Here is a 13831-nt window from a genome sequence, read left to right as displayed (position 1 = left end):
GCGAGGGTGGACGACTCCGGCCGATCGGCGATTACCAGCTCGTACAGGCGCCGCGTCAGCTGCTGCGCGGCTCCTGAGCCAGCTTGGCGACCTCGCTCGTCAGCAGGTCGATCTCGTCGTCGGTGTTGTAGTAGTGCACGGACGCGCGCACGAGGGACGGCAGGTTCCGCGCGGTGAAGTCGTACTGCGCCGAGGTCGCGTGCGTCACGCTGGTGTTGATCTTCGCGGCCGCGAGCGTACGCATCACCTGCTCCGAGCCGAGCCCGTCGACGCTGAACGAAACCAGTCCGCACTTGCGCGCGCCGACGTCGTGGACGCGCACGCCTTCGACCTCACCCAGCCGTCCACGCAGCGTCGCCGCCAGCGCGCCGACGCGGTCTTCGATCGCCGGCAGGCCCCAGTCGAGCGCGTAGTCCACGGCCGCGCCGAGCCCGAGCACAGCGGCGTGGTCGCGCTCCCAAACCTCGAACCGCTTCGCCGTCGGGTCCACGACGTATTCGTCCGGCGCCTCCCAGCTGGCCGAGTGCAGGTCGAGCGTCGCCGGTTCGAGCCGCTCGCGCAGCCGCGGGTGCACGTACAGGAAGCCGGTGCCGCGCGGCCCGCGCAGGTACTTGCGGCCGGTGGCCGACAGCGCGTCGCACCGCAGCCGCGCGACGTCGAGGTCGAGCTGTCCGGCTGACTGGCACGCGTCGAGCAGGAACGGGACGCCGGCTTCGCGCGCGACCGCGCCGATCTCCTCGGCCGGGTTCACGAGGCCGCCCTGCGTCGGCACGTGGCTCACGGCGATGAGCTTCACGCGCTCGTCGATCAGCCGCCGCAGGTCGGCCACGTCCAGCTGCCCGGTTTCGTCGTCGGCGACGACCTCGACGCGCGCCCCGGTGCGGCGCGCGATCTGGAGGTAGGCGATCGCGTTGCTCGCGTACTCGGCGCGCGAGGTCAGGATCCGGTCGCCCGCGCCGAACCGCAGCGCGTAGAACACCGCTTGCCACGAGCGCGTCGCGTTGTCGGTGATCGCGATGTCTTCGGGCGTGGCGTTGATCAGCCGCGCGATGGACGTGTACACGGCGGCGCTGCGTTCGGTGGTGGCCGCGGCGGCCTCGTAACCGCCGACCAGCGCCTCGGTCCGCAGGTAGTCGACCATCGTGTCGGTCACGACGGCCGGTGGGAGGGCCGAGCCGGCGTTGTTGAAGTGGACGACGCCGGTGCAGCCGGGCGTCTCGGCGCGGGCGCGGGTCACGTCGACGGGCTGAATACGGGCCATGCGAACTGAATACAGTAGAGATCATCTGTGTGCAATACTGCGATCATGACCAAGCGCCTGCTGCGGGCCGATCTCATCGACGAGATCACCGCGCGCGTGCTCGACGGCCGCCTCGCCGCCGGTGCCCGGATCAACGAAGTGCACCTGGCGCGTGAGCTCGGCGTGAGCCGGACTCCGTTGCGTGAAGCGCTGATCGGGCTCGCCGACCGCGGACTGCTCGTCGCCGCGCCCGGCCGCGGATTCCTCGTCGCCCCGCTCGACCCGGACGAGGCTCGGCGGCTGTACCCGCTCGTTGCGGAGCTCGAGTCGCTCGCGTTGCGCTGGACGTCGCCGCTCGACCTGGCCGCGCTGCCCGACGCGCTCGACGCGGTGACCGACGAGATGGCGGCACTGCCCGCGGCGGGCGATCTGTCCGCTGTGGACGATCGCTGGCACGCGCTTTTGCTGTCACGCTGCGGAAACCCGCACCTGCTGCGCTTGATCGAGCAGACGAAACCACTGCTGAAGCGGTACGAATCCGCGTACTTCGGCGGCGCCGCGCGCACGGCCGAGAGCATCACCGAGCACCGCGGGATCGCCGGCGCCCTGCGATCCGGCGACGTGCCGGGCGCCGCGGCGCTGCTCGTGCGCAACTGGGTCAAGGCACTGGCTTACCTCGAACGGAGCTGAAGCGCATGAAGGTCTTCGCGCACCTGTCCGACCTCCACCTCGACGGTGGTGAGCGCGCCGACGCCCGCGCCGCGGCGGTGCTGGACTGGCTGCGGAACCTCACGCGGCCGGTCGAGGCCGTGCTCGTCACGGGCGACATCGCCGACCACGGCCTGCCGGCGGAGTACCGGCGCGCGGCGGAGCTGTTCGCGTATCCGGCGCCCGTGCTCACCTGCCCGGGCAACCACGACGTGCGCGAGGCGTTCCGCGAAACCCTGCTCGGCGAGCCGGCGAGCGCCGCACCGGTGAACGTCGCCAAGGACGTGAACGGCGTCCTCCTCGCGCTGTGCGACTCGACCATCCCCGGCGAGGGCGCGGGGTACCTCGAAGATTCGACGCTGGCGTGGCTCGACGAAACGCTCGCCGCGCACGCGGGACCCGCGTTCGTCGCGTTCCACCACCCGCCGCTGGAGGTGGGCGTCCCGCTCGTGGACGCCATCCGCCAGACCGGCGAAGACCGCCTCGCCGAAGTCCTGCACCGGCACCCGCGGGTGGCCGCGGTGCTGTGCGGCCACGTCCACACGGGCGCCGCCACGACGTTCGCCGGCGTGCCGGTGCGCATCGCGCCGGGTGTGGTCTCCGGCTCCCTGCTGCCCATCGAGCCCGGCGCCGACCGCGGCTGGGCCGAGGGTGGTCCGCTGGACTTCGACCGGCCGCCGTCGGTGCTGCTGCACGTGCTGCACGACGACGGCCGCGTCACGACCCACCTGCGCGAGGTTCCCTTCAGCGGCTGAAGATCGGCAGCGTGACCCGCGAAGGGTGCGCCGCGTCGTGGAAGACCTCGAACCGGTTCGGCTTGCCGTCGACGGCGCTGGCGACCGGTTCGCCCGTGCCGTGGTTGCGGGCGAACCGCGGGAACGCGCCGCCCGCGACCTGCACGCGCAGCCGGTGCCCGCGGCGGAAGCGGTAGGCCGTCGGGTCGAGCGGGACCGCGACCGCCACGATCCCGTCGGCGTCGGCTTCGGGCACGCCGGGGCGCAGCCGCAGGATGCCGTCGGTGACGTTGCGGGAGCGCCCGCCCGGGTCGACGTCGCAGATGCGCACGTACACGTCCGCGTGGCCGAGTTCGGTGCGCACGTACACCGTCGCGCCGACTTCACCGATCACGTCGAGGTCCGCGATCAGGGGCTCGCCGGTGAACACGAGCACGTCGTCACGCGCCTCGACCACGTTGTTGTCCTGCTGGCGGTTCTTGCCCATCAGCAGCGGCCCGCCGACGGCGGGCGTCGGGTCCGCGGGGTCGTAGGTGAACGTCGACGGCCGCGCTTCGCCGGCCTGCGCGCCGGGCGCTTCACCGAGCCCGCCGGCGGGCCGCAGGTGCGAGTCCGTGGGCGTCGAGGCGGGCGGCCACGCGTCGAAGTCGAGCCAGGTCGCGGCCTGCTGCAGGTACAGGCGCACGGGGGAGCGCTGCAGCTGCGTGCCGTCGTCCAGCAGGTGCGCGCGCAGGAACCCGATCTGGTCCTGCACGGTGACCCGCAGGCTCGCCGGATCGCCGTGGGCCCACGGCCCGATCGTGATCCGCGGGTGGCGCCCCGCGTCCTGCAATGTGCGGAAATCGCGCAGCTGACCGGAGATGAACAGGTCGTACCACCCGGTCACCATGCTCACCGGGGTCGTGAGGCCCGCGACCTCGGCGCTGTGGTCGGACATCGCCCAGTACGCGTCGCCCGGTTCGGCGTGGGTGGTCACGTCGCTCAGGAACAGCACTTGCTTGCCGATCGCGGCGACGTCGGCGGCGTTGATCGGCAGGTGCCCCATCGCGCCGCGGGTCTTGCGCGTCTGCAGGGGGTTCGGCAGCGCCGCGAACCGTTCCTCCTGGCGGCCGATCATCGCCGACCACGACACCATGTTGTCGGCCGCGAGCACGCCGCCCGGGTAGAACGTGGTGACGAACTCCGAAGCCGTCACGGCCAGCGCCATCGCCTCGAGCGGCGGGTCGAGGTAGGGACCCAGCGCCCACTGCGCGTGGCCGAGGTAGCTCGCCCCGGCCGTCGCCAGCCGCCCGTCGCACCACGGCTGCGCGCGCAGCCACTCGGCCGTGGCGACGCCGTCCTCGCGTTCGAGGTGGAACGGCCGGAACTCGCCCTCCGAGCCGAACGTGCCGCGAGTGCTCTGCACCACCGTCTGCAAACCCTGGCGCGCGAAGGTGCTGCCGAAGAGCGCGGCGAGCGGACCCGAGCGGCCGTACGGCGTGCGGACCAGCACGACCGGCCCCGACCGCAGCCCGGCGGGCGCGTACCGGTCCGCGACCAGGTGGACGCCGTCGGGCATCGGGATCCGCAGACCCTTCGTGGCGACGGGCGCCGGGCCTTCAGCCTTCGGCAGCCCGAGCAGGAGATCCGCGAGGCGGTTCAGCACTGGTTTACCCCTTTCACCGAGCTGGACCCCTCCGAAGCTACCCGCGGTCCGTGATCGGGGTCACGCGGCGTGCGGCCGGCTCGCCAGTTCGCCGGTGACCCGCAACGCCGGGTCGGTGAACGGTTCGAGCACGTCGGCGGGCACACCGCAGAGGGCCAGCGCCGCCGCGAGCACCGCGGGCCGCGCGCGGTCACCGCCGTCCGCGATTTTCACCGCCACGGCCGTGCCGTCGGGCAGCGCGGCCAGCTGCACCGCCTCGAAGCCGTCCTTCGCCAGCAGGCCCGGCACCGCCCGCATCAGCGCGGTGACGTCGCGCCGCGTGCCGGCGACGAGGTCGGGGTGCTGCCGGATCCCTTGTGCCACCAGGCTTTCCGGCGTGCCGGGCGCCGCGGTGGCCAGCTTCGACGCGGCCCGGGCGAGCCCGCGCAGCGATAGCGCGAACAGCGGCGCGCCGCACCCGTCGACGGCGACGCGCGCGACGGGCTGTCCGGTGAGGTCTTCGACGGTGCCGCGGATCGCGCGCTGCAGCGGGTGCGCGGGCTCGAGGTACGTGCGCGGGTCCCAGCCGTGCTCGCGGCAGGTGGCGAGCATCGCGGCGTGCTTGCCCGAGCAGTTGTGCGCCAAGTGCGTGGGCTGCCGGCCCGCGGCGAGCCAGGCGTCGCGTTCGACGGGGTCGTACGGGTAGCCGGCCGGGTTGCCGAGGTCTTCGGCGGTGAAGCCGTGGCCCGCCAGCACGGCGGCCGCGGCTTCGAGGTGGCGCGGCTCGCCGGAGTGGCTGGCGGCGGCGATGGCGAAACCGGCGGGCGGCAGCCGCAGGCCGAGCCGGGCCATCGCGGTGGCCTGCAGGGGTTTCGCCGTGGACCGCGGGTACATCGCGACGTCCGGGTCGCCGGCGGCGAAGAGCGTCGAGCCGTCGGGCGCCAGCGCGATCACGGACCCGTGGTGCACGCCTTCGGCCAGCCCGTCGCGCAGGAGGTGGACCAGCGGGACGTGCCGCGGCACACGCAGTTCGGGGCCCACGCTTCCCTTCGCGAACGCGCTGCGGACTTCCTCTTCCACGGTCAGTGGTTCCTGTTCTGCTTCGCGGTGCGGCCCGGCCGCACGATGGTGGTCAGCGCCTGCTCGACGTGCGCCAGGTGCGTCGTCATCGCGGCCACGGCCGCCGCTTCGGAGCCCTCGGCGATCGCCGTGACGATCCGCCGGTGCTCCCCGTTCGACTCCGCGCGGCGACCGCCCAGCTGGTTGAGGAACGCCGACTGGCGGGCCAGCGCGTCGCGCAGCTCCTCGATGACCTTGGCGAAGGCGGGGTTGCCCGAGGCCTGCGCGATGGTCACGTGGAAGAGCGAGTCGAGCGCGACCCACGCGGTGTCGTCCGTCTCGAGCTCCATCCGCTCGGCCAGGCGGCCGAGTTCCTCGAGCTGCGCGTTGTCGCGGCGCAGGGCCGCGTAGCCCGCCACGGGGATCTCGACGTGGCGGCGCACCTCGACGAGGTCGCGCGCCGAGTAGCCGCCGAACGTGGGGTGCTCGGCGGGCCCGGGCTCGGTGACGAACGTGCCCTTGCCGGTGCGCGAGACCGTGAGCCCGAGCGCCTGCAGCCCGCGCAGCGCCTCGCGGATCACCGACCGGCTGACCTCGAACTCCTTGCTCAACGCGGCCTCGGACGGCAGCTTGTCGCCGACCGCGTACTCGCCCGCTTCGATCGCGCGGCGCAGGTACGCCAGCACCGCCTCCATGGCACTCACGCGGCGAGGGCCTTGTCCGGCTGTCTGGCTGTCAGACAGGTTCATGAACGCGATCGTGAAGTTCTGCCCGGGTGGTGTCAAGTGCCGGGTGTCGCACCCGGCGCCGGAGCCCGTCTGCGCTGGGGAAACCACCGGCCGTTGTGGCCGTCTTCACGCTCCGCGGCCGCGCGCCGGAACGTCCGGTTTTGTCGGTCCCGCGTGCGACGATCCCCGATGTGCCCGACGACCGTCGTCCCGATCCGCCCCGGCAGGCGAGCCCCGCCGCGGTGCTCGGCTGCGCCCTCGTCGCCGGCGTCGTGGCGATCGCGCTTCTCCTGCTGCTCGGCTACGCCTGGAGCTCGAGCGGCAGCCACGGCCACGCCGACCACGGCGCCTCGTCCTTCACCGTGCGTGCCGGCCCGGCCGTGGTGATCACCCCCGCGAAGGTTTCCGCCCCCGCGCGCGGCATGTCGGCGGGCGCGGCGGGCGGGTGAAGAGAGAGGATCCCTACCGACCCGCACACCGCGAGCGCGGACTAGGGTGGATGACCCCGGGCCGCGCCGCAGCATCAACCGGGAAGCCGTCTGCCTAGGGGAGGTTTTCGCTGGTGTCGAACGATTCCTTCGTCCACCTGCACGTCCACACCGAGTACTCGATGCTCGACGGTGCGGCGAAGATCGGTCCCTTGTTCGCCGAGGCGGCGCGGCTGGGCATGCCCGCGGTGGGCATGACCGACCACGGCAACATGTACGGCGGCGACGAGTTCTACCAGACCTCCAAGAAGCACGGCCTGAAGCCGATCATCGGCATCGAGGCCTACATCGCGCCGGAGAGCCGCTTCCACAAGAAGCCGGTGTTCTGGGGACAGGCCAGCCAGCGCGGCTCGGACGAGTTCGGTGAGGGCGGCGACGTCTCCGGTGGCGGTGCCTACACCCACATGACGATGCTGGCGGCCAACGCCACCGGCCTGCGGAACCTGTTCAAGCTCTCGTCGCTCGCGTCGATCCAGGGCTACTACCGCAAGCCGCGCATGGACCGCGAGCTGATCGCCGAGAACCACGACGGCATCATCGCCACCACGGGTTGCCCGTCGGGCGAGGTGCAGACGCGCCTGCGGCTGGGCCAGCGCGAGGCCGCGATCCAGGCGGCGTCGGACTACAAGGACATCTTCGGCGCCGACAACTTCTTCCTCGAGCTCATGGACCACGGCCTGCCGATCGAGCGGTCGGTGCGCGAGGGCCTGCTCGAGATCGGCAACCTCCTCAACCTCAAGCCGCTGGCGACCAACGACTCGCACTACGTCACCAAGGACCAGGCCGACACCCACTCGGCGCTGCTGTGCGTGCAGGCGGGCAAGACGCTCAACGACCCCACCCGCTTCAAGTTCGACGGCGACGGCTACTTCCTCAAGTCCGCCGCGGAGATGCGTGAGTACTGGGACAAGGAGGTCCCGGGCGCGGCCGACAGCACGCTGCTGATCGCCGAGCGCGTCGAGTCGTACGAAGACGTCTACTCGCACAAGGACCGGATGCCGGTCTTCGACGTGCCCGAGGGCCACAGCGAGGCGACGTGGCTGCGCCACCAGGTGGCCGAGGGCCTGAAGTGGCGCTTCCCGGAGGGCGTCCCGGACGGCTACGAAGAGCGCTGCGACTACGAGCTCGGCGTCATCGAGCAGAAGGGCTTCCCGGCCTACTTCCTCATCGTCGCCGACCTCATCCAGCACGCGCGCGAGGTCGGCATCCTGGTCGGCCCCGGCCGTGGTTCGGCCGCCGGCGCGCTCGTCGCGTACGCGCTGGGCATCACGAACCTCGACCCGATCCCGCAGAAGCTGCTGTTCGAGCGGTTCCTCAACCCCGAGCGCATGTCGATGCCCGACATCGACATCGACTTCGACGACCGCCGCCGCGGCGAGATGATCCGCTACGCCACGGAGAAGTACGGTGCCGACCGCGTCGCCCAGGTGATCACGTTCGGCACCATTAAGACCAAGGCGGCGATCAAGGACTCGGCCCGCGTGCACTTCGGGCAGCCGGGCTACTCGATCGCGGACAAGATCTCCAAGGCGCTGCCGCCGCCGATCATGGCCAAGGACATCCCGCTGTCCGGCATCGTCGACACCAAGCACGAGCGCTACGCCGAAGCCGCGGAGGTCCGCACCCTCGTCGAGACCGACGAGGAGTGCAAGACGATCTTCGACACCGCCCGCGGGCTCGAAGGCCTGATCCGCAACGCCGGCGTGCACGCCTGCGCGGTCATCATGTCCAGCGAGCCGCTCACCGACGCGATCCCGGTGTGGCAGCGCGACGACGGCTCGATCATCACCGGCTGGGACTACCCGTCGTGCGAGAACATCGGCTTGCTCAAGATGGACTTCCTGGGCCTGCGCAACCTCACGGTGATCGGCGACGCGCTGGCCAACATCAAGGCCAACCGCGGCGAGGAGATCGACCTCGACCGCCTCGGCTTCGACGACCCGGAGGCGTACAAGCTCCTGGGCCGCGGTGACACGCTCGGGGTGTTCCAGCTCGACGGTGGCGCGATGCGCGACCTGCTGCGCCGCATGCTCCCGACCGGGTTCGAGGACATCGTCGCGGTGCTCGCGCTGTACCGCCCCGGCCCGATGGGCATGAACGCGCACAACGACTACGCCGACCGCAAGAACAACCGGCAGAAGGTCAAGCCGATCCACCCGGAGCTCGAAGAGCCGCTGCGGGAGATCCTGGCCGAGACCTACGGCCTGATCGTGTACCAAGAGCAGATCATGCAGATCGCGCAGAAGGTCGCGGGCTACACGATGGGCCGAGCGGACACGCTGCGCCGGGCGATGGGCAAGAAGAAGAAGGAAGTCCTCGAAAAGGAGTACGAGGGCTTCGAAGAGGGCATGAAGGCCAGCCCGCTGCTGCCCGGCGGCTTCTCGGCCGAAGCGGTCAAGGCGCTGTGGGACACGATCCTCCCGTTCGCCGGCTACGCGTTCAACAAGTCCCACGCCGCCGCGTACGGCCTGATCGCGTACTGGACCGCGTACCTCAAGGCGAACTACACGCCGGAGTACATGGCCGCGCTGCTCACGTCCGTGGGTGACAACAAGGACAAGTCGGCCATCTACCTGTCGGAGTGCCGCCGGCTCGGCATCAAGGTGCTGCCGCCGGACGTCAACGAATCGGCCCTGCGGTTCGCGGCCGTCGGGGACGACATCCGCTTCGGCCTGGGTGCCGTCCGCAACGTCGGCGCCAACGTCGTCGAGTCGATCATCAAGACCCGCGACGACAAGGGCAAGTACGCCTCGTTCACCGAATTCCTCGACAAATCGGAGCTCGTGGCCTGCAACAAGCGGGTCATCGAGTCGCTGATCAAGGCCGGCGGGTTCGACTCGATGGGGCACACGCGGCTGTCGATGATCCAGGTGCACGAGGACGCGGTCGAAGCCGTGGTGCCGCTCAAGCGCCAGGAGGCGATGGGCCAGTTCGACCTGTTCGGCTCGTTCGGCGGGGAGGACGACGCGGCCGGGGCGGCGCCGTCGTCGTCGCCGCTGGCGCACCTGAAGTTCGGCGAGGAGGAGTACCCGCGCAAGCAGATGCTCGCCTACGAACGGGAGATGCTGGGCCTCTACGTGTCCGCGCACCCGCTCGACGGCGCGGAGCGCATCCTGCGCAAGCACGCGCCCAAGCCGATCGCCGCGCTGCTCGCCGACCCGCCGAAGGAAGGTGAGGTCGTGATCTCGGGCCTGCTCACCTCGCTGGAGCGGCGCGTGAACAAGAAGGGCGAGCCCTGGGCGATCTGCACGGTCGAGGACATGGACGCCGCGCTCGAGGTGCTGTTCTTCGCCAAGGCGTACTCGATGTTCGCCGCGGACCTCGTCGAGGACAACGCCGTGCTGGTCAAGGGCCGGGTCAACTGGCGTGAGGACAAGATGTCGGTGTTCGGCGGGGGGCTCGTGCCGCTGGACCTGTCCGAGGTCGGCAGCGGCGACGAGGAACCGCCGCTGATGCTGCTGGCCGCGGCCGAGAAGATCGACCAGTCCGTGGTGAGCGAGCTGAAGTCGACGTTGCTGGCGCACAAGGGCGAGACCCCGGTGCACCTGAAACTCGTCGGCAAGAACCAGACGGTCTTCGCGCTTTACGATTACCCGGTGAAAGTCAGCTCGATGCTCATCGGTGAACTGAAGGGCATCCCCGGGATCACCGCCAACACCTGATGCCGGAGTACGTGCCGGACCCGCGCCGGTGGCGTGCCCTCGCAGTCACGTTGACAGCTGGGTTCATGACCCTGCTCGACGTCAGCATCGTCAACACGGCCTTGCCGGCGATGCAGCGGGGCCTGCACACCGGCAGCGGCACGATCCAGTGGGTCGTGTCCGGTTACGCGCTCACGTTCGGCCTGGTGCTCGTCACAGGCGGGCGGCTCGGCGACGCACTGGGCCGGCGGCGGGTGTTCCTCTTCGCGCTGGCCGCGTTCGTCGCCACGAGCGCCTTCGCGGGCGCGGCGCAGGACCCGGCGACGCTGGTGGTCGCGCGGCTCGCGCAGGGCTGCGCCGCGGGTTTCCTGACGCCGCAGAACAGCGGGCTGATCCAGGACCTGTTCCGCGGCGACGAACGCGGCCGCGCGTTCGGCATGTTCGGCGCGGTGGTCGGGATTTCCACGGCCGTCGGGCCGGTGCTCGGCGGCGTGATCCTGGCCGTGTTCGGCGATCCCGGTGGCTGGCGGTGGGTGTTCTACGTGAACGTGCCCGTCGGCGCGCTGGCGTTCCTGCTCGCGCTGCGGCTCCTGCCTGAGACCGAGCGGCGCGAGACCCGGCTGCGGTCCGAGATCGACGTCGCGGGCATCCTGCTGCTGGCGATCGCGGTGCTGGGCGTGCTGCTGCCGCTCGTGGAGGCGGCGCAGGGCGGCCTGCAGAACCTGTGGTGGCTCTTCCCCTTCGCGGCGGTGTGCTTCGCGGGGTTCGTGCGGTGGGAGCGCCGTGTGGTGGCGCGCGGGCGGGCGCCGCTGCTCGACATCCGGCTGTTCACGGGCACCCCGGGGTACGCGCCCGGTGCCGCGGTGGGGGCGCTGTACTTCTGCGGGTTCGCCGGCATCTGGCTGGTGTTCGCGCTGTTCTTCCAGCAGGGCCTCGGGTACACGCCGCTGCAGTCCGGGCTGTCGGTGACCCCGTTCGCGATCGGTTCGGCCGCGTCCGCCGCCGTCGCGGGACGGCTGGTGCCGCGGTTCGGCCGCCGGCTGTCGGTCACGGGCCTGAGCCTCGTGGTCTTCGCGTTGCTGGTGATCGCGGTGGTGGTGGAGTTCGTGCCGCCGTCGGCCGCGGGCTGGGCGGTCGCGCTGCCGTTGCTGCTCGGCGGGATCGGTGGCGGCATGGTGATTTCACCCAACACCACGCTGACGCTGGAGTGCGTGCCGACGACCATGGCGGGCGCGGCCGGCGGTGCGTTGCAGACGGGGCAGCGCATCGGCACGGCGATCGGCACGGCGGTGCTGGCGACGGTGTTCCAGTCGGCGGTCGTGGCGTCGGGCCGGAACTACTCCCACGCGCTCACGATCGCGATGTGCTGCTCGGCGGGTCTGACGTGCGTCGCGCTGCTGCTGGCGATCCTGGAGCTGCGCGCGCGACGCGTGCGTGCGGCCCGCACTGAGGCGCACGAGGCAGCCGTTCGTGCCGCCGATGTTCACCGACAGTGAGACGATCACGCTCGCTAAGCAGTAGTGGTGAACTACTTTCAGCCATTACGTGATGCTCCATCCGAGTGACACGCAACGTTTGACCCTGGTGCTACTCAGAGCAACCGGGTAGACCTTATGGAGCCTTCAGCACGACACTTTGGCTACCTACAGTGGCATTTCGATCGATCGACCGGGGATGGGTCGATCGGCCGAGGGGCTGAGAGTTCCGGAGTTCCACGGAATGGACACTCTTGGTCACCTCCCAGGCAAGGGATCGTCGGCGTCCGCGGGGGACCGTACGGCGACCGCCGGGAGCAATGCCCTGGGTGGCCGAACAGTGCGGTGAAGGCGTTCGGGCGGGCCCGGGAGAGGGGGAACCGGGCCCGCCCTTTTTCCCCTTTTGCGGGGGCTGTGCTCGCCCCGTGCGCCCTGGTCGTGTTGGGATGACGGCGATCGTCGGGTGAGTGCGGGAGCTTCGATGGCCCAGCAGGGAATATTTCCGGTCAGGCGGATCCGGGTGTGGTACCGGCCGATGCGGTCGCGCGACAGCGGGGAGAACCACCGCGCGTCGACCCCGCTGGAGCTGCTGTTCGACCTGTGTTTCGTGGTCGCCGTCGGAGCCGCCAGCGCGGACCTGCACCACGCGCTCGCCGAAGGGCACGTCGGCCACGGGGTGGTCAGCTACGCGATGGTGTTCTTCGCGATCTGGTGGGGCTGGCTGAACTTCAGCTGGTTCGCGTCGGCGTTCGACACCGATGACGTGCCGTACCGGCTGGCCACGCTCGTGCAGATCGCCGGCGGGCTGACCGTCGCGGCCGGCGTGGACCGGGCGTTCGAAGGCGACTTCCGGGTGGTGGTCGTCGGCTACGTGCTGATGCGCCTGGCGATGGTCACGCAGTGGCTGCGCGCGGCGAAGTCGGAACCGGAGTGCCGCAAGACCGCGCTCTGGTACGCGTGCGGGATCACGGTCGTGCAGGTGCTGTGGGTTCTCGACGTCCTGCTGGGGCTGTCCGGGACGACGGCGGTGGTCGTGTTCGCGGCGCTGGTGGTGTGCGAGATCGCGGTGCCGTCCCTCGCGGAGACGCGCGGCGGGACGTCGTGGCACCCGCACCACATCGCCGAGCGGTACGGGCTGTTCACGCTGATCGTGCTCGGCGAGGTGGTGCTGAGCGCCACCAACGCGGTCAAGGAAGGCGTGTCCGAGGGGGAGCACGTCGGCACGCTGATCGGGCTCGCCGTGGCGGGGCTCGTGCTCGTGTTCTCGATGTGGTGGCTGTACTTCGACCAGCCCGGGCACGTGCGGCTGGTGCGCAACCCGTCGCTGATGAGCACCATGAGCTGGGGGTGCGGGCACTACCTGATCTTCGCGTCGGCCGCGGCGGTCGGCACCGGGCTCGAGCTCGCGGTCGACTACGACACGCACCACACCGCGTTGAGCGGGCTCGTCACGGCGCTGACCGTGACCGTGCCGGTCGCGGTGTTCCTGCTGAGCGTGTGGCTGCTGCACATCGGGCCGAGCAACGAGTGCCGGGAGATCGCGATCGGCTTCCCGGTGACGGCGGTGCTCGTGGTCGCCGCTTCGTTCGGGCCCGTGCCCATCCACGTCGCCGCGGTTCTGGTGGCGGGCTTGGTGGCGCTGACGGTGGTCGCGAGCCACGGCCGGCCGCGCTCGGTCTGAGGTCGGCTGGCTTGTGCGCATCGACGCAGGTCAGGGGCTTGGTGCGAGAAAAGGGGACCCCCCTGTTCCGGCCCGTTTCGGGGTGTGTAAAGTTCTCCAAGTCGCCAGGGAAACCGGGCGGCCGCCGGGGCCACGAACCAAGCTCCCACACTGGTGGTAGAGTGGGTGGTCCCAAAACCTCCGGAGCTACTAGCCCCCTCGAAGCGCAAGCTTCACCGGGGTGTACGGTAGGTGTCCGGAACAAAGAAGCTTGAAACAACGCGGTGATCTGGTTTGCCTGCTGGGTGGGCTGGGTTGCAGTGTGTTGCTTGAGAACTCAACAGTGTGCTAGTGAACTAAGCCAGTAGAGCTTATGTAGTGAAACCCCCTCGTCGGGGTTTCCTTTGAGAGCAAGTATTTTGCCTCGATTGAATTCGAAGACATTGTTGGAGAGTTTGATCCTGGCTCAGGACG

10 protein-coding genes are annotated in these 13831 nt (G+C 70.5%); 6 read left to right on the top strand and 4 right to left on the bottom strand.

Annotated elements, in window-relative coordinates; all coding sequences use genetic code 11:
- Positions 1–55: 55 nt before the first annotated feature.
- Positions 56–1261, bottom strand: a complete 1206-nt coding sequence (locus ACIA77_RS18235; RefSeq protein ID WP_395887054.1) for an aminotransferase class V-fold PLP-dependent enzyme — start codon at positions 1259–1261, stop codon at positions 56–58.
- 45 nt (positions 1262–1306) lie between these two features.
- Here ACIA77_RS18235 and ACIA77_RS18230 point away from each other — a divergent pair, with 45 nt between their 5' ends.
- Positions 1307–1930, top strand: a complete 624-nt coding sequence (locus tag ACIA77_RS18230) for a GntR family transcriptional regulator (RefSeq protein WP_395887053.1) — start codon at positions 1307–1309, stop codon at positions 1928–1930.
- Between the two features lie 5 nt (positions 1931–1935).
- Positions 1936–2703, top strand: coding sequence for a metallophosphoesterase (locus ACIA77_RS18225; protein ID WP_395887052.1), 768 nt, complete (start codon positions 1936–1938; stop codon positions 2701–2703).
- Here the strand turns inward: ACIA77_RS18225 and ACIA77_RS18220 are convergent.
- The 3 genes from ACIA77_RS18220 to ACIA77_RS18210 are packed head-to-tail and all read right to left on the bottom strand — an operon-like array spanning position 2693 to position 6060.
- On the bottom strand, positions 2693–4327 hold the full coding sequence (locus ACIA77_RS18220; RefSeq protein WP_395887051.1) for a CocE/NonD family hydrolase: 1635 nt from the start codon (positions 4325–4327) through the stop codon (positions 2693–2695). The two genes, ACIA77_RS18225 and ACIA77_RS18220, sit on opposite strands and share 11 nt — an antisense overlap.
- Before the next feature lie 60 nt (positions 4328–4387).
- Complete coding sequence (locus tag ACIA77_RS18215; protein WP_395887330.1) at positions 4388–5347, bottom strand: asparaginase; 960 nt, start codon at positions 5345–5347, stop codon at positions 4388–4390.
- Between the two features lie 41 nt (positions 5348–5388).
- On the bottom strand, positions 5389–6060 hold the full coding sequence (locus ACIA77_RS18210; protein WP_395887329.1) for a FadR/GntR family transcriptional regulator: 672 nt from the start codon (positions 6058–6060) through the stop codon (positions 5389–5391).
- Positions 6061–6284: 224 nt separating this feature from the next.
- Here ACIA77_RS18210 and ACIA77_RS18205 point away from each other — a divergent pair, with 224 nt between their 5' ends.
- From ACIA77_RS18205 to ACIA77_RS18190, 4 genes are all read left to right on the top strand, one after another.
- Positions 6285–6542: a hypothetical protein gene (locus tag ACIA77_RS18205; RefSeq protein ID WP_395887050.1), complete on the top strand. Its 258-nt coding sequence runs from the start codon at positions 6285–6287 to the stop codon at positions 6540–6542.
- 113 nt (positions 6543–6655) lie between these two features.
- On the top strand, positions 6656–10243 hold the full coding sequence (dnaE, locus tag ACIA77_RS18200; RefSeq protein ID WP_395887049.1) for a DNA polymerase III subunit alpha: 3588 nt from the start codon (positions 6656–6658) through the stop codon (positions 10241–10243).
- Complete coding sequence (locus tag ACIA77_RS18195; RefSeq protein WP_395887048.1) at positions 10243–11718, top strand: MFS transporter; 1476 nt, start codon at positions 10243–10245, stop codon at positions 11716–11718. Before dnaE ends, ACIA77_RS18195 begins: the two co-directional genes overlap by 1 nt.
- 514 nt (positions 11719–12232) lie before the next feature.
- Positions 12233–13378: a low temperature requirement protein A gene (locus ACIA77_RS18190; protein ID WP_395887047.1), complete on the top strand. Its 1146-nt coding sequence runs from the start codon at positions 12233–12235 to the stop codon at positions 13376–13378.
- Positions 13379–13831: the final 453 nt, after the last annotated feature.

The organism is Amycolatopsis sp. NPDC051903 (genome assembly GCF_044452505.1).
Classification (GTDB): domain Bacteria; phylum Actinomycetota; class Actinomycetes; order Mycobacteriales; family Pseudonocardiaceae; genus Amycolatopsis.
This window is presented reverse-complemented; position numbering and strand designations above follow the sequence as displayed.

Bases quoted from the DNA above. Each gene is read 5' to 3' on its own strand.
- ACIA77_RS18225 (WP_395887052.1), top strand. From the start codon at position 1,936: ATGAAGGTCTTCGCGCACCTGTCCGACCTCCACCTCGACGGTGGTGAG.
- ACIA77_RS18230 (WP_395887053.1), top strand. From the start codon at position 1,307: ATGACCAAGCGCCTGCTGCGGGCCGATCTCATCGACGAGATCACCGCG.
- ACIA77_RS18210 (WP_395887329.1), bottom strand. From the start codon at position 6,060: ATGGAGGCGGTGCTGGCGTACCTGCGCCGCGCGATCGAAGCGGGCGAG.
- ACIA77_RS18235 (WP_395887054.1), bottom strand. From the start codon at position 1,261: ATGGCCCGTATTCAGCCCGTCGACGTGACCCGCGCCCGCGCCGAGACG.
- ACIA77_RS18190 (WP_395887047.1), top strand. From the start codon at position 12,233: ATGCGGTCGCGCGACAGCGGGGAGAACCACCGCGCGTCGACCCCGCTG.
- ACIA77_RS18195 (WP_395887048.1), top strand. From the start codon at position 10,243: ATGCCGGAGTACGTGCCGGACCCGCGCCGGTGGCGTGCCCTCGCAGTC.